This is a genomic window from Clostridium perfringens ATCC 13124, assembly GCF_000013285.1.
GTDB lineage: Bacteria > Bacillota > Clostridia > Clostridiales > Clostridiaceae > Sarcina > Sarcina perfringens.
Genome location: NC_008261.1, coordinates 2004425 through 2023420 on the forward strand (window position 1 = coordinate 2004425; position 18996 = coordinate 2023420).

The window sequence follows — 18996 nt, forward strand, 5'->3', positions numbered from 1 at the left end:
TTTCTAGGTTAAGATAAATGGAAGACTTTAAAGCTTCTAATTGGCAAACCACTAATGTTTTGTACTAAAAAGTAAGGATTCTATTAAAACATAGATAATTATGCAAAAACCTTCTTAACCTTATTAAATTTTTATTACAAACTTTATTTTATTGCAACAAAAAGCACAGCTTCTCAGCCATGCCTTAAAATCTAGAAAAGATTTTATAAAATTTTATGGAAAGCATTAGAAAAATCCCATAAAAGGAGCCATTGACTGAGTAAATACTAATTTTATTGTAAAAAATAACAAATACACATTATTAATATATTTATTATCAAATTTTCTCATCAAACTGTCTCCTTTCATAAATTTAATCTTAATAATTATTATACTTTATATTACTCAATTTTCAACCATTTTATTATATTTTTTACAAAATTTATCATTATAAAAATTTTATGCTATTAGTTTCACCTTTGATCTTCATCAAAAAGCTCTTCTTCATAGTCACAAACATCATAGGTCTCACTACCATAATCTTTATCAATAATATTATTTGCAATATTTTTACTCTCTTCCTTTATTTCATCAAAAGTAAAAGGCATGTTATTTTCATCTTTTTTAAAATCTTCAGCTTCAAAGGAACTAGCTAAATTTAATATTTCTTCAAGCATTGTTTTTGCTCCCTTAATTATCTCATTAAAACTATTCTCATTTACTTCCTTAAACATACCTGTTGCCCCCCATATACTTGGGTTTTGGAATAAATCTAAATTATGAAAATAATCCTTAAAAATTTCTTCTTTTTCATTAAAATTATCTATAGAATCTTCTTCTGAATTCAAATCTTCATCTATATCTTGATTTTTATTGACATCATATATTTTTTCTATATTATCTTTTAAAACATCCTTATTTATAAATTCTTTATCAGTATGTTCTATAATAGGAATTTTTTCTCCCCTCTTATAATTTAGTTTATTTCTTTGAAGAATTATCCTAGTAAAACTAAATCCATCCCTTAAAACCATTCTATAAATTTTCTTCTTAAAAGCAGGATGTTCTATGGTTAATACATAAATACTTAATGGAACTAAAAATTCCACTATTCCAGCTAAATCTGTCTCACCTTCATATTTTTCTTTTTGATTTTCAATTTTTACTATACATTTTGTTATAGGTCTTTGATCTTCATCTAAAATATTAAAAAAAACTCTTTGATTAATCATAACATCTATTAAGATTTTACCCTCTTAATATTTTCACACTCCGAAGAATATTATACCTTATATAATTATTCTTAAATTTTGTTTTTGTTAATAAAACTTACAAAATAAAAAACACGGAATAAAACCGTGCTTTCTTATTAATCATATTTTATAGAATTTCTTCACTATTTACTCTAATTTCTCATAAAAAATTTAAGTATTATAGATTCAAAATAGCTTTTAAGCTATACTATTTTCTTTTTCAGTATTATTAAACTTCTTAAACTTTTCAATAAAATTATCAAACATATAAAGATAAATCATCATTACACCCATAGATAATAATATTGCTACAGTTAACATTTCCCCTCTTCCAAACTTTAATATATCTTTATTGCTTATTAAAACACTATATAATAACAAAGATACAAAATTCTCTAATATAACCACTTTTCTCAATGTAACTATTGTCTTAACATCTTGTTTTTCCAACTTTTTAATGTCTTCATCCTTTTTACAATGAAGGTCATATACAAGATAAGAACTTATTCCTATTTCAACTATTATAAAAATTAAAGCTATAAAAAATCCAAATACCATGCGTGCCCCCCCTAAATTCTTCAACATCTTGTAATCGTTTCACTAATTATTATATCATCATATTATTGTATTTCCAACTAAATATATTTAAAAGTAAATTAATTCATGTAAAAGATGTAATAAGTTATTTATTAATACTTTTTTAACCTTTTTGTAAATTTAAACCTTAATTTGTAAAATATTATTATAAATGTACACTTTTTTATGAATTTATTAAGTTTACAATTCTATTTAATTATAATTTAAATTAATACAAGGAGGCACTATATGAAAAAACTTTTTACAACTTCCCTATTAATTCTTTCAATGATTTTTCTAATAGGATGTGGATCTAAAGGGGAAAGCAAAAACTTTGGGCTATCTGTATTTGGATTAGAAAAATTTTCAGGACTAGATAAACCTGAAGATAATATTAAAATAAATCTAAATGGTAAAGTTCAAGACTTAAGCTTACCAATATACTTAGATAAAAATAGATATCTAATTCCTATAAGCGAAATAATCAAAAATAACAATGGGGAGTTTAAAATAGAGGATGATTTTTTAAATATTAAATTTGAAAATAAAGATATTAAAGTTAATTTAAAAGATAATACTTGGACTAATTTATCAAAGGAAGAATCAGAGGCTAATAAATTTAAAATTGACCCTATAATAAAAGATGATACTGTATATATGTCTTTAATTGACTTTGCTAATATGTTTGATTTAAAAAGCAGATGGAACTCAAAGGACAAGCTAATAAAATTATATAATAATAAAGATATGTTAGATGTTAAACACTATAAGGGAAAAGGCCCTCAAAAAGGTATTATAAGATTTGAAGATGTTGCATCTACTGGTGCTGGAACAGAATATGATTCACAATATCTTGAAACTATAAGAGTTATGGGGAGATATTTAGGTAAAAAAAATGTACCTTACCATATAGCTTGGATACCTAGATATATAGACCCAGAAAAGAAAATAGACAATGACCCTTCTAAAGAAAATAACTTTGCTAATGCTGAGCTTGTATACACTTTAGACTTTGTAGCTTCTCATAAAGGGGAAATAGGTTTACATGGTTATACCCATCAAATAGACAATACAATTAGTGGTCATGGCTTTGAATTTGGAAAATATAACCCCTCTGTGGAGGATTTAAATACAAGAGTTGATAAAGCTCTTCAAATAGCTAAAGATCTTGATATAAAAATAAACTTCTTTGAAGCTCCTCATTACACTATAAATAAAGCTCAAAATGAAGCTTTAGAAAAGAACTTTAAATATATATTTAATGATTATGATGAAAATAAAGCACAATCAAAGCCTATGAAATCACCAACTGGAAGTGGTTCTTATTATGTACCTACACCTCTATATTATATTGAGGGCGGTAAAGAAAATGATATGTTAAATAAGATAAAAAACATGTCTAATACTACTTTTGCTGGAATGTTTTATCATCCATTTTTAGAAGCTAAACTAATAGATTTTAAAGATGGACAAGATGGTTATCCTGAAGATAATTATAAAAAACCATCTATAATCCAAAAAGTAATTGATGAATTTGAAAAAAGAAATGTATCTATTATTTCAATAGAACAAGTTTCTGAAAAATAAATTTCACTTTTAAAGAAAGGTTAAGTTAAAATTATTTATTTTAACTTAACCTTTAATTAATTTTAATTATTTATTATTCTTTACCTCTTCCCATATCTTAAAAAATAATCCTACAAAAAATAAAGTTAAAAATAATATCTTAAATCCTTGAATACTGTTATTTAATCCATAAAAAGCTATTATATAAATTACTATAATAGTTCCTAAGGATACTATTTTATTAAAGACCTCTAAGGAATGTAAAATTATATTTATACTAATAATCATAGCAAAAATCAAAAAAATTATAGCTATAAAAGTTATAAAAATAACAAATACTTCCTTCAAAGCTTCATACCCCTTTAAATTAAGTATTTCATAGATATTATTAAATACAACTTCCCTTTCTGTTATATTTAAAAATATTAAATTTGATATAAATGCAAGACCTATAGCTAAAAGATTTCTATCATCATAAGATATATCTTTAAAAAACTCCTTCAAAGATTCCTCCTAAAAAATCACTTTACTAAACTATATTCCTGTTAAATTTTAATATAACCTCTTAATCTAAAGTTAAAAATAATATTTAATCTAATCATAAAATTTTATTTTTATTTTAAAGGATAAAACTCTAATCTAAAATATACTAAAATAAAAAAACATATGAGAACTAAAGGATTTTAATAGGTTCCTAAAAATTCTCATATGCTTTCAAATAAACTATATATATTTCATTAAATCTTCTTCATTTGGAATAGCATCAATAGCCCCATAATTTGTGCATGTCAATGCTCCAACCTTATTTCCATAACTTATAATTTCTCTCCATAAATTTAAATCTAAATTCTTCTTATTTTCTAATTCACTTACTTTCTTAAGAACAGCCCCAACGAAAGCATCCCCTGCCCCAGTTGAATCTACTTGATTAATTTTTATTGATGGAACTATCTCTGAATGAATTCCATTACTTAAAAGAGTTCCTTTTCCACCTAGTGTAACCGCTATTATTTTCGCTCCTAAAGAATGAAGTTTTTCAACTCCTCTTTCTAAATCTTCTTCCTCAGTTAATAGCTTTATCTCCTCATCACTAAGCTTTAAAAAATCACAAGAGCTTATAAATTTCTTACAGTCTTCCTTAAACTCTTCAATTCCTTCTTCTTTAATAAGCATATCTCTATAGTTTGGATCAAAAGATATAAAGTTTCCATTTTTACGTCCAATCTCTAAAAGTTTAAAATAAGTATTCTTAAGTTCACCTTTTAAGAATCCCGTAGCTGAACCAAAGTGAATTATATCATCCTTTTCTATTTTACTTAAATCAATATTATTAAATGAATATTCTCCATCACTGCCTCTATGAAACTCAAAATCTCTTTCTCCATTTTCATCAATAGCTACAAATGCTAAAGTGGTATATCCATCCATTTTAGTCATTTCAGTATTTATACCTATATTTTTTAGCATATCAACTAGAAATTCTCCAAAAGAGTCATTACCAACTTGTCCTAAAAAATAAGATTCTCCTCCAAGCTTACAAACTGCTGCTCCAACATTTGCTGGAGCTCCTCCAGCCTTTTTCTCAAAGTTTACTCCATTTTTAAGACCTTTTCCTATATCTTTTCCTATAAAATCTATTAATAATTCTCCTATACAAAATACTTTATTCATTATAATTCACCTCATTCATCTCCCATATACTCAAGGAATTTATTTTAATTTTACCCTCTTCTGATTTTAAACTTAAGTTAAAGCTATCTTTTTTAGGATAAAGTTTTAATGATGCTACTTCAATTCCATCTTGAAAATATATTTCTACTGATGATTTATCCACAAACATATTAATTTTTAAATTCCCATTAGAATGTAACTTAAACTTCCTTATACCCTTTTCTCCATTAATCATTGAATTTCTATCTATTATACAAATTTCTTTTTTAAAATCATAAATTAAAGATGTATGTTCCTCATTACTCTCCATAAAATTAATTTCAATCTTTGATGCTTCCTGTCTTTCTATATCTAGTTTAAGCTCATAACTATTTTCTTTTACTTCATTAAAATTTAAATCTTCAATAATTATATTTTTTAAGCTTACAATTTTATCTCCCCTAAGCTTTCTCATCTCTTCTATAGGATTTTGATGTAAAATTCCATTCTTTAAAGTTAATTCTCTAGGCATGGTTAAAGAAAATATCCATCCATTCTCCCTACTACAATGAAACTCTTCTTTTTCAGGAAGCCCCATCCATCCAATTAATATATTTCTTCCTTTTTCGTCCTTAAATACTTGAGGCGCATAAAAATCAAAGCCCATATCTAATTCCTTGAACTCATTATTATTTTTAAATTCTAAAGTATCATAATTTAAATTTCCTATTAAGTATCCCGATTGATATATGTTTTGATATCTAAACTCTTCTTCTTTAATTCCTTGAGGAGAAAATATAAAAATATCCTTATTATCAATTTTAAAAAAGGATGGACATTCCCACATAAATCCAAAATCATCATAAGACGTTTTTAGTTCTCCATAAAAATCCCAATCATCTAAATCATTTGATTTATATATTACGCATCTACCCTTTAGCTTTTCAGTCTGTATTCCAAGAATCATATAATAATAACCATTATTTTTCCAAATATATGGATCTCTAAAATGAGCTGTATATCCTTTTGGTAATGTAGAAATAACTGGACCCAATTTTTTCAATTGTCCATTTTCTTCAAGAATCCCCTTGCATTGATAAGATATTCTCTCTCCTTTATCCCCTTTAACATTCCCAGTATAAAACACTTGTAAGTTGCCATCCTTAACAATAGCTCCCCCTGAATAACATCCATTCTTATCAAAATATTCTTTTGGAGTTAAGACAATTTTAGGTATTGAAAAATCTTTAAAATTCTTTGTTTTTACAATTCCCCAATGTTTATTCTTGTGCTCACAGCCATATGGGTTCCACTGAAAAAATATGTAATATTCTCCTTTATAATAACTTAATCCATTTGGATCATTTATAAGTCCAAAGGGAGGCTCAAAATGAAAATTATCTCTCCATATATCTTTAGTTTTATTATAATATTCTTTTGATTTTTTGTTTATATATTCATCATTTAAAAACTCCATTTACTTCACCTTTCTTTAAATTATTCGGTGAAGCAAACCCTACTTTAAACTTTTAACACTTTCTCTTACCATAAGTTCTAAAGGAATTTCACAAGTATTTATACTTTTCTCTCCATTTATCAAACTTAAAATATTAAGTGCTATTTCTTCACCAAATAATTTATAATCAATTTTTACAGTTGTTAGTGATGGATATGTTATTGCACTTACCTCATATCCTCCAAAGGCTGCAATGGAAATATCTTCTGGTATTTTCTTCCCATTCTCAAGAAGATATCTCATAAGCCCAAGAGCTATATTATCTGTTGCACATACAATAGCTGTTGGATTATATTTTAAAACCTCTTCTCCTGCTTCATATGCTTTATCAAAAGAAAAGTCTGTTTCTACAAAACTTATATTGCACTCTTTTTCAAAAACATTACAAAATCCTTTTTTTCTAAGAATTCCAACTTCTCTATCACTTTCACTAACACCTAAGAACACAATATCTTTATGTCCTTGTTCTTTTATATATGTGCCTAAAATATTTCCTATCTTTTCATCATCTAAAACTAAATAATTTATATAATCATTTTTTTGTCCTGAAAACAAAATAGGTATAGGAAGTTTATTGGCTAATTTTACATGTTCTTTTGAAATTTCAAAAGACATTATAATAATTCCATCTACCCCTTGATTATATAACTTATTAATTTGTTCTAATTCCTTTTCTATGTTAAATTCACTTGTTAATATTATTCCTTGATAACCCTGTTCTTCTAGTTTTTTATTTATACCATTTAATGTTTTACCTGCAGTAAATGAATCTATTCTAGGAACTATTATTCCTATTAACTTACTTTGTTTAGACTTTAACCTTTTAGCAAAAAAGTTAGTTTCAAAACCAGTTTTTTCTATAGCCTCTTTTATCTTAACTGTATTTTCATTACTCACATAACCACCATTTAAGTATCTTGATACAGTACTTTTTGATACTCCTACCATATTAGCTATGTCCTGTATTGTAACTTTTCATCATTTTCCTTCCTAAATAAAGATATATATCTTCTTATATTATAAATTATATCATTACCTAGAAGTTTTTAACCATATAAGACTATTTTGAAATATTTAAAAGCAGGCTCTGTAAAATCACAGAGCCTAAAAATTATTCTTGTGGTTTAAAGAATATATATGTTAATGCAAATGAAATAGCAAATCCAATAGCAATTGTTATGAAGTACTGAATTAATCCTGTATTAATATAAAGCAGTGTTCCCGGTATAGCTGTTATTCCCATACCAGTTCCAGCCAATTTCATCATTGATGCAAACATTCCTGATGCAGCTCCACCTATACATGCAAATATAAATGGTTTAATAAATCTTAAGTTTACTCCAAATATGGCCGCTTCTGTAATTCCTAAAAAGGCTGGTATTGCTGAAGAAATATATAATGAACGTTTTTTCTTATCTTTTGTCTTAAATCCAACTGCAAGAGCTGCTGCTCCTTGAGCTACTATAGCCCCGGTTATTACTGCATTAAATGGATTTAATCCTGTACTTGAAATTAATTCAACTTCTAAAGCATTAAATATATGATGAACTCCAGTTACAACTATAACTTGATGAACTCCTCCAATTATTGCTCCACCTATTCCAAATGGTAAGCTTAAAAACATTTTAAATAAATCTAATATGTAGACTTCACTTGTATGCATTATAGGACCTACTACTAAAAGTCCAAGAATCATTGATACTAATAAAGTTAAAAATGGAGTAAATATTAAATCTAGTACATCTGGCATAAACTTTCTAATAAATTTTTCTAATTTAGCTGCTATAATACCTAATACTAAAGCTGGAAGTACTGATCCTTGATACCCTACTATAGGGATACTTATTCCTAATAAAGAAATATATATTGGATCTGCTCCTCCTGCTACCTGCCAAGCATTTGGAAGCTGAGGGGCTACAAGCATAAGCCCTAATACTATACCAACTACAGGTGTTCCACCAAATTTTTTCATTGTTGACCAAGCTACTAAGGCTGGTAAGAATATAAATGCTGTATCTGTTAAAACCTCTGATAAAGTATTAAAAGTTGGACTAAATTCAACTCCTAAATTAGTTAAAAGTCCTCTTAATCCCATAAATAAACCTGTTGCAACTAATACTGGAATTATAGGAACGAAAATATCTCCTAAAGTACGAGATATTTTTTGTGGTAAAGTCATATCACTATATGCATCTTCTTTTACATTCCCAGTTTCTACTCCTTCACCATTCATAGCTGCAAAGACTTTATTTACAAACCCAGTTCCTAGAATTATTTGATATTGAGCAGCAGCAAAAAATTGTCCTCTTACCCCATCAATATTCTCAATTGCCTTTTCATTTATTAGACTTTTATCTTTAACTATAAGTCTTAATCTAGTTGCACAGTGTTCCATTGATTTTATATTTTCTTTTCCACCAATATTTTTTAATATTTCTTGAGCAACTATTTGTTCTTTACTCATTTTAAAACCTCCTAAAATCTATCCTCTTTTGATATCCTTTACTTCTTGAATATATGGTATCAGTTCCATATAGTTTCTGTCAAGCTTTAAAATTTATATTTTAAAATGAATTAAAGATATATTTTAATAAATTTCAAATCTAAAACTCATTTATTTATTATATTATTAATTAATAATATAATTAAATTAAAATATCATATTTTATTAAACCCTTTACATTTTATATATGGAATTAGTTTCATAAAATATTAAGAATATTTAAAATGAAAAAGAATAAGGTTAACCATTCCTGATTAACCTTATTCTTTTTCATTTTAATTTAATTATTTTAATATAAAATCTTTTTCTATTTCTAAAGACTCTTTTAAAGCATCAACGGTGTTCATAACATTTCCCTCTATATCAAGAGCATGATTTGCACCTTCTATTATAAAACTTTCTATATCCTCTCTTTTTTCTATCTCTACTCTATGAGCTATACTTAATAATGGATCTTTATCTCCTGTTATAACTAAAGAATTAGATTCTATGTTAAACTCATCTAAAGTCTTATTTATTGGGCTTATATATATATTTCTTATATTTTTAAATCTTCCACTTAAATCTTTATTTAAGAAGGATTGTACACTTGTTCCAATACTTTTTCCTATTATTAAAATCTCTTCATATTCTTTTTCTATGGCATTGTCTATAACTTCTAATGACTCAGAAACCATTATGCTAAACTCTTTTTCAATATTAAATTCGCTTCTGTTTATTTGATATCCATATTCTATTTCTAGAACATCATATCCTATTTCTTTTGCTAATTGCTTAGAATAATCTAAGTAAGATCTATCTAAACAATATCCTATTCCAGGTAATATTATGCAAAGCTTTTTACTTCCAGCATCAATAAATCTTGGACTTAATTCAACACCCCAATATGATTTTATTATTTTATTACTCATTTTAAAAACCTCCTAATTTTTAAAGTTTTCAAAAATCTGTCCTAAAAAGTGATATGAAAGGGAGAAGAAATATTTCACTTCTTAGGACAAATTATTTTTAAATCTATAATAAATTTTGCTAATATTCTTTTCATCTAATATTATAAATTTAAATAATAATACAATCAAAGTCTTATAAAAATAAAGATTTAAAATACCACTTTGTTTTATTAACAATTTGTTAACTTATTTATATTTTATTAATATTAATTTGCTAATTCCTTGTATTTTTTGCTTATATAAAAAAATTACATAGATTATAAAAATTCCTAATCTATGTAATTTTTAAATAAATTCATTTCTTAATTCTTAATATGATATTAAACTTATTATGTTTATATTTAATTTAAAGAGTGTACCCCTTCTCTAAAAATTAAAACTTTATAAATCACATAAGCTTTTAAAGCATAAATTTTTATTACTATAAAATTAAGCTCAATACATTATAATTAAAATATCTTTATTGGATTAAATAATTATCTTAAAGGTCTATTAGATTCTATAGTTTTATGCATCTTTATTGGCTTAACATTAAAGTTTGATCTATACTCTGTTTCAGCCCAGAATATATTATCTGCAACTAAAGCTTCTGGATTTAACTCTACTCCATCTAAAATTATTTCTTTAAATTTATGATATCCCGCTCTATCAATTAAGTGACCACCATGTAGATATTCTGGTTTATAATCTAAAGCCCAAGCAGAGAATTTTTGCCAGTTAGCAAAGATACCAAGAACAACTTCTTCTGTTGCAAAGTTTATAAATGTTTTACCCATTCTAGGAGTTTGTTTTCCTGTTCTTCCTCCTATAACTATTCTATAGTATTTTTCTGGCTTTCTAGTCCAAGCACTTGCTGGACATGCTAATACACATTCTCCACATCCAACGCAACAACATGGATCCTTATCAACTAATCCTTTATCATTTAAACTTAAAACTCTTGTAGCATGATGTTCACAAGCTCTTACACAAGCTCCACAACCTATACATCTTTCTTCGTGATATTCCATTCTAGCTTGTCCTATAACACCAAAGTCTTGGAAATGCCCTTTAGCACAGTCATTTGGACATCCAGCTACAGATACTTTTATATGATAGTGTGATGGGAATACTAATTTTTCTATTTTATTAGCCATATCCTTAGTATCAACATTTGCTTTTATACAATGTGAATTTCCGATACATGCCATAACATTTCTAGCACCTATTGTTGGATATCCATTTTCATCAACTTTCATATCACAATTACATCTATCAACTTCAACTTCTTGTAAATAATTCTCTATAAATTTATTTACTGCTGGAATATTTTCATATTTAATTCCTGGAATATTAAAGGTTTGTCTCATCCCCATATGAAATGTTCCATTTCCCCAAGTTTCTGCTATTTCTTGTATTTGTGATAAATACTTAGCATCTACTATTCCTCCTGGAATACGCATTTGAAGCATAAACTCTCCTGGAACCTTTGATTGACGAAAACAATTTAATCTAACTTTTTTAATATCTATATCATGATTCATAAATAATTCCTCCTAATCTAATAATGTCTTTGCTTTTGTATAGTTAAATACAGGTCCTTCAAGACATACATATGTTTCATTTATTCTACAATGTCCACATTTTCCTACTGCACATGACATTTTTCTTTCAAATGAAACCCATATCTTATCTTCTGGAACTCCAAGTTTTAAGAATTCTAAAGCTGTAAAATGCATCATTACAGGAGGTCCAACTATGATAACCTCATAGTTATCTCCAAAACTTTCTAGAGGTAATTTATTTAAATGAACTGTTACAAGTCCAGTTTCCCATCCTTCTTTTGTATCATTATCTAAAGTATAAATAGTATTGAATTTTTCATTCCATCTATCTAAGTCATTTTTAAAAAGTATTCCTTCTGAATTTTTAAATCCAAATACTAAACTTAAAGTTTCAACATAGTTTGGTTCATCATAAAATTTATTTATTAAACTTCTAACTGGTGCTACTCCTGTACCCCCAGCTACTATTATTACATTTTTATTTTTAAATTGTTCTACAGGCCAACCTTTTCCATAAGCTCCTCTTAAAGAAATCTTATCTCCTGGCTTTAGTTTAAATATTTCATCAGTAACTTTACCTACTGCTCTTATTGTAAAATCTAAGTACCCTGGTCCAAATCCACTAACAGAAATAGGTGCTTCTCCAACCTTAGGAAGAGATAATTCTAAAAACTGACCATGTTCTGGAACAACATCAGAAGCTATTCTAAAAGTCCATTCTTTGTCAGTTTCCTTAACTATGTCTATTATTTCACATGATTTAGGTGTTAAAATATTTTCCATTTACATCTCCTCCATTATCTCTTTTACTGCTTTTGAAACCTTATTGATAGTAGCTGTAATTGATATATGTTCTGGACATCTATCTGTACATCTTCCACATCCTACACACATATGCTCTTCTCCAAATTGAACTTTATAATCATGAATTTTATGCATAACTTTATATCTCATTTTATCGCCAGCAGTTTTTCTAAATACATGTCCACCAGCCATTTCATCAAATCCATCTACATGGCAAGATGCTTGTATTCTCTTTCTCTCACCTATGTTATGATTAGAATCATGAACTATATCCCTTGTTGTAAAGCATGTACATGTACTACAAGCTAGAGTACAGCTTCCACATTGAATACATCTTTTATTGTATTCTTCCCACATTTTATGATCCTTTAATTTATTTAAAACTTCAACACTCTCTATTTCTGGCAATTCAACCTTAGCTATATTTTCTTCAATAAACTTAAGTTCAAATTCCTCTTCTTCTTTTCCTTCAAAGTATTTATCAAATTCTTCTTCTTTAACATTAAAAAGTAAATTATCCTCATTAAATCTTACTGCTAAACTATAGTCATCAGTTTTATTGCTATTCATTGTTGTACAGAAACAAGTATCCCATCCCTCTGTACATTCCATGCAAATAAACTTAACTCTATCTCTCATTCTTTTATAGAATGTATCTTCAAAATTTCCATTTTTAAGATATATAGTATCTTGTCTTCTTTGTGCATTTATATCACATGGTCTTGCAAATATAAGAATCTTCTTTTGACTATCCATTTTACTTTCTCTAAACTCATTTTCTATGAAATAATATAAAGTTTGAGAAATTGGAGTTATTACTTCTTTTACTGGATAAGTTGACTTTTCATTATGTACTATTTCTTCCACATTATTTATAACATCATATTTTATAATGTCTGTGTCTGAGTATCTTCCTTGCTTCTCAAATCTTTTTGGAGCATAAATTATATACTCTTTTTTAAGCTCATTAAATAAATCATTTACTTCTTTTAAATTTAATTTGTATCCCATTCAAACACCTCCAAAATTTAAACCATTCATCTTTTGATAGTTTATTTTTTAACAAACTCCTTACACATTTATAATACTCTATTTTTATAGATAAGTTAAATTCATATTTTTTATTCAAATTATAAGTATTTACTTATATAAGCATGAGGTATTTTTCTTAAATTTTCCTTAATAATTAACATTTTCTTGATATTTCTTTTACATTTTATTTACTTTTATGGTATATTGTAATAAATAACTTTTAAAGGGGGACTATATTATGGAAAACCAAAAACAAAATAAATTAGGAGCTGGAATAATAACCATTTCTGTAATACAAATAATTTTTTCAGCTTTTGCTCTTTTTGGATCAATCATTTTATTAATACCAAGCTTTCAAGAAAACTTAGCTACAATTACTGGAGCACCATTAGACAAATTAGGTATAAATAATACTAGTATTATCATTGGATTAGTTTCAATAATATTAATTCTTTTAGGAATAATACTAATATTAAGAAAAAAAGCTATTGGACTATACATATATTTATTAGTAACTGCTGCTAATATAATTTATTCAATCATAATGAATGGATTTATGATATCATCATTAATAGGCTCATTAATTTTACCAATATTAATGACATTCTTTGTTTATAGAAAAAAGGAGCTTTTTGGATTAAGCAAATAAGAATATTAATAAAAAAAGATGGAAATTAATTTGTAATTTCCATCTTTTTTCTTTCTTTTTTTGATTAATTTATATATTAATTACTATTTATCTTCTCTATCTATAAATAGCTTTTATAGGATCTAACTTACAAGCATTATAAGCTGGTATTATTCCAAATACTACTCCTTCTATTATTGAAACTAATGTAGCTCCTACAAAGGTACTCATTGTAAGTATTGGCTTAAATGGTAAAAAGGCTCCAGCTACTTTGGATATTAAGTATCCTAATAATATTCCAATTAATCCACCTATTAAAGTTACTAATACAGCTTCAAATAAGAATTGAAGTAATATGCTCTTAGGCTTTGCCCCAATAGCTCTTCTTATACCAATTTCTCTTTTTCTTTCAGAAACTGAAACATACATTATATTCATAACTCCAATTCCACCTACTAAAAGTGAAATTCCTGTAATAAATGCTATGAATTTTGTTAATCCACCAATTATCTTTTCAAAGGCTTTTGTAACTTCCTCTGGGTCTTGCATCTCATATTTCCCTCCAATATTAGGATGGTTAGCCATTAAATATTTTTCTATGTCCTTATATACTTCTTTTTTATCAACACCTGCATTAAGTGATACATCTAAGGAAGTTATTACTTCATTGCTATTCATATTGTCTATAGCTTTCTTTGGAACATAACTTGTATTTCCTCCAAAACTCATAATATCAACATGTGGTAAAATACCTATAACCTCAAAATTCATTCCATTCATAGTTACAGCCTTACCAATACCACTTTCTATTGGATTAAATAGTTCTTTTGCAACATTATTATCTAATACAATTACAGACTTATCCTTATCTCCATCTTCAAACCATCTTCCATATTCAACTTTCTCATTTTTTCCATCATAGGATCCAAGCATAGCAAATTGATTTTTATCAAAATACTGAAGCTGACTACTTGAAAAGCTCATTATGCCCATAAAACCTTGAGATGGCTTCACATCTTTAACTCCCTTTATTTCTTTTATTCCATTCATATCTGATTTTGTAAAAGGTTCTAAAAGACTCATATTAGCATCAAAATTATCTGGTTTAAATGTTATGTTTATCTTATTAGCATTAGTTTCTTGAGAAGATTCTAAAACATAAGCTTTTAATCCATCTCCAACTGAAAGTATTGTAACTACAGAGCTTATGCCAATAATAATACCAATCATTGTTAGAAAAGTTCTTAACTTATGAAACTTTAAACTAGCAATGGCTGTTTTTATTAAATTAATTGCTGACATAATCTTCCCCCTTTGTTATAACCCCATCCTTAACTCTTATTATCTTATTTGCGTATTTAGTTAAGTCTTCATCATGTGTTACCATGATTATTGTCTTATTATCCTCATTTAATTTTTTTAAAATCTCCATTATTTCTGTACTAGTATTACTATCTAAAGCTCCTGTTGGTTCATCAGCAAAAATAACATAAGGATTATTTATAAGAGCTCTTGCAATAGCTACTCTTTGCTGCTGACCTCCTGATAATTCTAGAGGAAGTTGATTCTTCTTTTCTGATAAACCTACCATTTCTAAGTATTTATCTATAAGTTCTTCTCTTTTCTTACGAGGTATGCTTTTTTCATTATATAATAGAGGAAGCTCAACATTACTTCCTATGGTCATAGAGTTTATTAAATGGAATTGTTGAAATATAAATCCCATATATTTATTTCTTATGTCAGCTTTCTGATCTTCTTTTAATTTACTAACATCAATATTATTAAACTTATATGTTCCATCTTCAAAGCTATCTAATAATCCTAGTAAGTTCATTAGAGTTGTTTTACCACTACCTGATTTCCCCATTATCATGACAAAATCCCCTTGTTCTATTTCCAAATTAACATCCTTTAAAGCATGAAATTTCTCTTTACCTAAGCTATAGTATTTATTTAACTTAATAACCTCTACTATATTACTCAACATTCATCCCCTCTTTCATGTTAGGAGTAGGCTTAGAAACTATTTTATCTTCTTCATTTAATCCACTGCTTACTATAACTTCATCTTCACTTCCTTCTTTAGGTGAATATGTTATAACTTGCTTAACAAGCTTTCCATCTACATTTTTAAATACAAATTCCTCATTATCCACACTTAAAATCGCTTCCTTAGGAATTTCTATTGGCTTTTTATCTAAATTAACAGATGCTTGAACATGGAATCCATTAGTTAAATCTTCCTGAGAATCTGGTGTTATCTTAACTTCATAATAAGACATATTTCCACTTGCGCCTCCCTGTGCACCTGTTTGTGCCGCTAAAGAAGCTCCATTATCTATAGGAGTGTTTCCAACAGAGGATATTTTACCATTTATATTTTTATTTGTTGAAAGAATAGTTATCTGAACTTCTTGTCCTTCCTTTATCTTAGGTTGATCTTTTTCATTTACACTTCCACTAATATAATAATCACCTGATTCCACAGTAATATATGGTTGTGTAGGATTTGTACTTGATTCTGCCAAAATTACCTTTCCACCTATAGGCGCAGTTACTTTATAATATTCCTTATCTTTTAATGCTTTTATTTGCTTTTCTAGAAGTTTTATTTGCTCATCTACACTTCCAGTTGATATCTCTCCACCTGCATTTTGTCCTAAATTAGGCATTTGACCTCCTTGAGGCATTTGATTTTCTAATCCTGCTTTCTTTAAATCCTCTAATTGTTTTTTTGCTTCTGCATTTTGTTTATTAATTTCTTCTTTTTGATTTTTAGCAGAATTTAATTGTAATTCTAACTGTTCTACCTGACTTTGAACTTGGTCATTTTTATATGTAAATAAAGTATCTCCTTTTTCAACAACATCTCCATTTTCAACTTCTACTTTATCTACAGTACCCTTTGTAGCATCTAAAAATATATTTTCAACTTTTTCTGGTTCTATTTTCCCATTTACAAAAACCTTATCTGTAGAGGGAACAGTGTATATCTCCATAGTTGCCACTGATTCCTTATTCATACTTTGTTTTAAAAAATAACTTCCAACTCCTACCCCTGCAAGTATTACTACTGTTACTATTGCTATTATGTATTTCTTTTTCATGAATATCCTCCCTTACGAATTATTTATCCTAATAATATCATATTTTTAAAAATTATGTATAATTTTTGAATATTATAAACCTTAAATAAACCTTAAATCCAAATTTTCATATTTTATTAATAAAAAAATAAGATAGCAAAACTATCTTATTCTCCTAAAAGATTTTCTATACATTTTTAGTTAATTAAAGCATAAATTTAATATATTCCTCTAAATTAAATCCTCTTTAAATTCCATAAAGCACCTCATTAAGTTCATTTAAATCATACTTTTCTATATCTTCTATCTTTGGCACAGTTGAAATATTATTTACTCCTGTTAGTTCTTTGATTATCTTCTTATTATCTCTGTGTATAATATCACTTTTATTAAATTTATTAAGTATTATTCCTTTTACTTTTAGCCCTAAGTTTCTTAAATAACTTACTGTTAAAACAGTGTGATTAATAGCACCTAATCCACTATTAGATACTAGTATTATTGGAAGGTTAAACTCTTTAATTATATCTTCTAGCATAAGCTTTTTCTCTGAAAAACTTATGGGACACACTATTCCTCCACTTCCTTCACAAAGAATAAAGTCATATTTATCTCTAACACTCTTATAATCTTTTTTTATCTTTTCCATACTTATAGAAACTTCTTCTACTTCACTTGCTAAATGAGGAGAATATGGATTTTCTAGTATGTAAGAAACCATATTTTCATAGGATTCCTTAAGTCCAGAAATCTCCATAACTTCTTCACAATCTAAAGGTATTAACCCCTTTTTGTCTTTTATAGCTCCACTTAAGACTGCCTTGTAATACCCTGCATTTCTTCCCTCTTCTCTTAACTTTTTTAAAATTAGTCCACTAATAAAAGTTTTACCAATATCAGTGCTAGTTCCTATTATATATACTCCCTTTTCCATAACTAAAAAATCCTCATCCCAATATTCTCTATTAATCTTTTATCGTCTTTTATCTTATTTCCACATGTAGTTAATAAATTCCCTGTTATAGTAGCATTTGCTCCTGCTTTAAAAGCATTTTCACCAAAGTTTTTAAGCAAATACCTTCCTCCTGCTAATCTTATTTTAGCTTCTGGATTTATAAATCTAAAAACAGCTATTGTCCTAAGAATTTCCTCTTCATTTAAAGGAATCATATGCTGAAGCTTAGTTCCCTTAATAGCACTTAAAACATTTATTGGAATTGATTTTATTTCTAATTCTCTAAGGGTAATAGCTAAATCTATTCTATCTATAATTGTTTCTCCAAGGCCAATTATTCCTCCTGAGCATACTTCTAAACCAGCTTCCTTAGCATTTTTTATAGTCTTTACTCTTTCCTCATAAGAATGAGTTTTGCATATTTTGTCATAGCAGTTTCTAGATGTCTCTAAATTATGATGATATCTTTTTACTCCAGCTTTCTTTAATTTTATTAAAGACTCTTTATTTATTATTCCATGGGAAGCACAAAGATTTATTTTAAGCTCTTTATTTAAATTTGAATAATAAGTAATTACTCTCTCAAACTCCTCACCATAAAGTCCTCTTCCTGAGGTAACTATAGAAAATCTATGAACTCCTTCATCTTCATTTTCCTTAGCAACTTTTTTTATCTTTTCATAATCAAGAAGAGGGTATTCACTTATATTAGTCTTATGATACTTAGATTGGGCACAAAAAGCACAATCCTCTCCACACCTTCCACTTTTCCCATTAATTATTGAACATAAATCAATACCATCACCATGAATCTCTTTTCTTATGTTGTTAGCTTCTTTAATCAATTCCTCTAGATTACTATTAAAAAGCCTTAACCCTTCTTCTCTAGTTAGCTTTCTATTTTTTAAAGACTTATCCTTCATTTTTAAAACAAAATCCATAAAAACCAAC

Annotated in this window: 18 protein-coding genes; 2 read left to right on the top strand and 16 right to left on the bottom strand. The window is 27.1% G+C overall.

Annotated features, from left to right (window positions below; genetic code table 11):
• Nucleotides 1-452: 452 nt before the first annotated feature.
• Nucleotides 453-1211 (bottom strand): hypothetical protein, encoded by a 759-nt coding sequence (locus CPF_RS08630; RefSeq protein WP_011590875.1) that lies wholly within the window; start codon nt 1209-1211, stop codon nt 453-455.
• 219 nt (nt 1212-1430) lie between these two features.
• Entirely contained in the window at nt 1431-1790 is a 360-nt protein-coding gene (locus CPF_RS08635) for a hypothetical protein (RefSeq protein ID WP_003455949.1), read from the bottom strand.
• Nucleotides 1791-2057: 267 nt separating this feature from the next.
• Between CPF_RS08635 and CPF_RS08640 the strand changes: the two genes are divergently transcribed.
• Nucleotides 2058-3395 carry a polysaccharide deacetylase family protein gene (locus CPF_RS08640; RefSeq protein ID WP_011590876.1) on the top strand — a complete coding sequence of 446 codons (1338 nt, stop codon included), beginning with the start codon at nt 2058-2060 and terminating at the stop codon, nt 3393-3395.
• Nucleotides 3396-3461: 66 nt separating this feature from the next.
• Here the strand turns inward: CPF_RS08640 and CPF_RS08645 are convergent, their stop codons facing one another.
• From CPF_RS08645 to asrA, 9 genes are all read right to left on the bottom strand, one after another.
• Entirely contained in the window at nt 3462-3878 is a 417-nt protein-coding gene (locus CPF_RS08645) for a hypothetical protein (protein ID WP_011590877.1), read from the bottom strand.
• Nucleotides 3879-4097: 219 nt separating this feature from the next.
• Nucleotides 4098-5045 carry a carbohydrate kinase family protein gene (locus CPF_RS08650; RefSeq protein ID WP_011590878.1) on the bottom strand — a complete coding sequence of 316 codons (948 nt, stop codon included), beginning with the start codon at nt 5043-5045 and terminating at the stop codon, nt 4098-4100.
• Nucleotides 5038-6501 carry a glycoside hydrolase family 32 protein gene (locus tag CPF_RS08655; RefSeq protein ID WP_011590879.1) on the bottom strand — a complete coding sequence of 488 codons (1464 nt, stop codon included), beginning with the start codon at nt 6499-6501 and terminating at the stop codon, nt 5038-5040. Before CPF_RS08655 ends, CPF_RS08650 begins: the two co-directional genes overlap by 8 nt.
• Nucleotides 6502-6540: 39 nt before the next feature.
• The gene (locus tag CPF_RS08660) at nt 6541-7506 is read right to left on the bottom strand and encodes a LacI family DNA-binding transcriptional regulator (RefSeq protein WP_041702708.1); all 966 of its coding nucleotides are present in this window, start codon (nt 7504-7506) and stop codon (nt 6541-6543) included.
• Nucleotides 7507-7651: 145 nt separating this feature from the next.
• Nucleotides 7652-9004: a sucrose-specific PTS transporter subunit IIBC gene (locus tag CPF_RS08665; protein ID WP_003449520.1), complete on the bottom strand. Its 1353-nt coding sequence runs from the start codon at nt 9002-9004 to the stop codon at nt 7652-7654.
• Nucleotides 9005-9327: 323 nt separating this feature from the next.
• Nucleotides 9328-9954, bottom strand: a complete 627-nt coding sequence (locus CPF_RS08670; protein ID WP_003449524.1) for an alpha/beta hydrolase — start codon at nt 9952-9954, stop codon at nt 9328-9330.
• 515 nt (nt 9955-10469) lie between these two features.
• Nucleotides 10470-11516, bottom strand: coding sequence for a sulfite reductase subunit C (gene asrC, locus CPF_RS08675; RefSeq protein WP_003449786.1), 1047 nt, complete (start codon nt 11514-11516; stop codon nt 10470-10472).
• 12 nt (nt 11517-11528) lie between these two features.
• Nucleotides 11529-12320, bottom strand: a complete 792-nt coding sequence (asrB, locus tag CPF_RS08680) for an anaerobic sulfite reductase subunit AsrB (RefSeq protein ID WP_011590881.1) — start codon at nt 12318-12320, stop codon at nt 11529-11531.
• Nucleotides 12321-13352 (bottom strand): anaerobic sulfite reductase subunit AsrA, encoded by a 1032-nt coding sequence (gene asrA, locus CPF_RS08685; RefSeq protein ID WP_011590882.1) that lies wholly within the window; start codon nt 13350-13352, stop codon nt 12321-12323. It lies immediately after the preceding gene.
• Nucleotides 13353-13611: 259 nt separating this feature from the next.
• Between asrA and CPF_RS08690 the strand changes: the two genes are divergently transcribed.
• Nucleotides 13612-14022, top strand: a complete 411-nt coding sequence (locus CPF_RS08690; protein WP_011590883.1) for a hypothetical protein — start codon at nt 13612-13614, stop codon at nt 14020-14022.
• Between the two features lie 96 nt (nt 14023-14118).
• On the opposite strand, the gene CPF_RS08695 is transcribed toward CPF_RS08690, so the two are convergent.
• The 5 genes from CPF_RS08695 to bioB form a co-directional block, all read right to left on the bottom strand.
• Complete coding sequence (locus tag CPF_RS08695) at nt 14119-15303, bottom strand: ABC transporter permease (RefSeq protein WP_011590884.1); 1185 nt, start codon at nt 15301-15303, stop codon at nt 14119-14121.
• Nucleotides 15290-15991: an ABC transporter ATP-binding protein gene (locus CPF_RS08700; protein WP_011590885.1), complete on the bottom strand. Its 702-nt coding sequence runs from the start codon at nt 15989-15991 to the stop codon at nt 15290-15292. Before CPF_RS08700 ends, CPF_RS08695 begins: the two co-directional genes overlap by 14 nt.
• The gene (locus tag CPF_RS08705) at nt 15981-17111 is read right to left on the bottom strand and encodes an efflux RND transporter periplasmic adaptor subunit (protein ID WP_011590886.1); all 1131 of its coding nucleotides are present in this window, start codon (nt 17109-17111) and stop codon (nt 15981-15983) included. Before CPF_RS08705 ends, CPF_RS08700 begins: the two co-directional genes overlap by 11 nt.
• Before the next feature lie 226 nt (nt 17112-17337).
• Entirely contained in the window at nt 17338-18024 is a 687-nt protein-coding gene (bioD, locus tag CPF_RS08710; RefSeq protein ID WP_011590887.1) for a dethiobiotin synthase, read from the bottom strand.
• Nucleotides 18025-18026: 2 nt separating this feature from the next.
• On the bottom strand, nt 18027-18986 hold the full coding sequence (bioB, locus tag CPF_RS08715; RefSeq protein ID WP_011590888.1) for a biotin synthase BioB: 960 nt from the start codon (nt 18984-18986) through the stop codon (nt 18027-18029).
• Nucleotides 18987-18996: the final 10 nt, after the last annotated feature.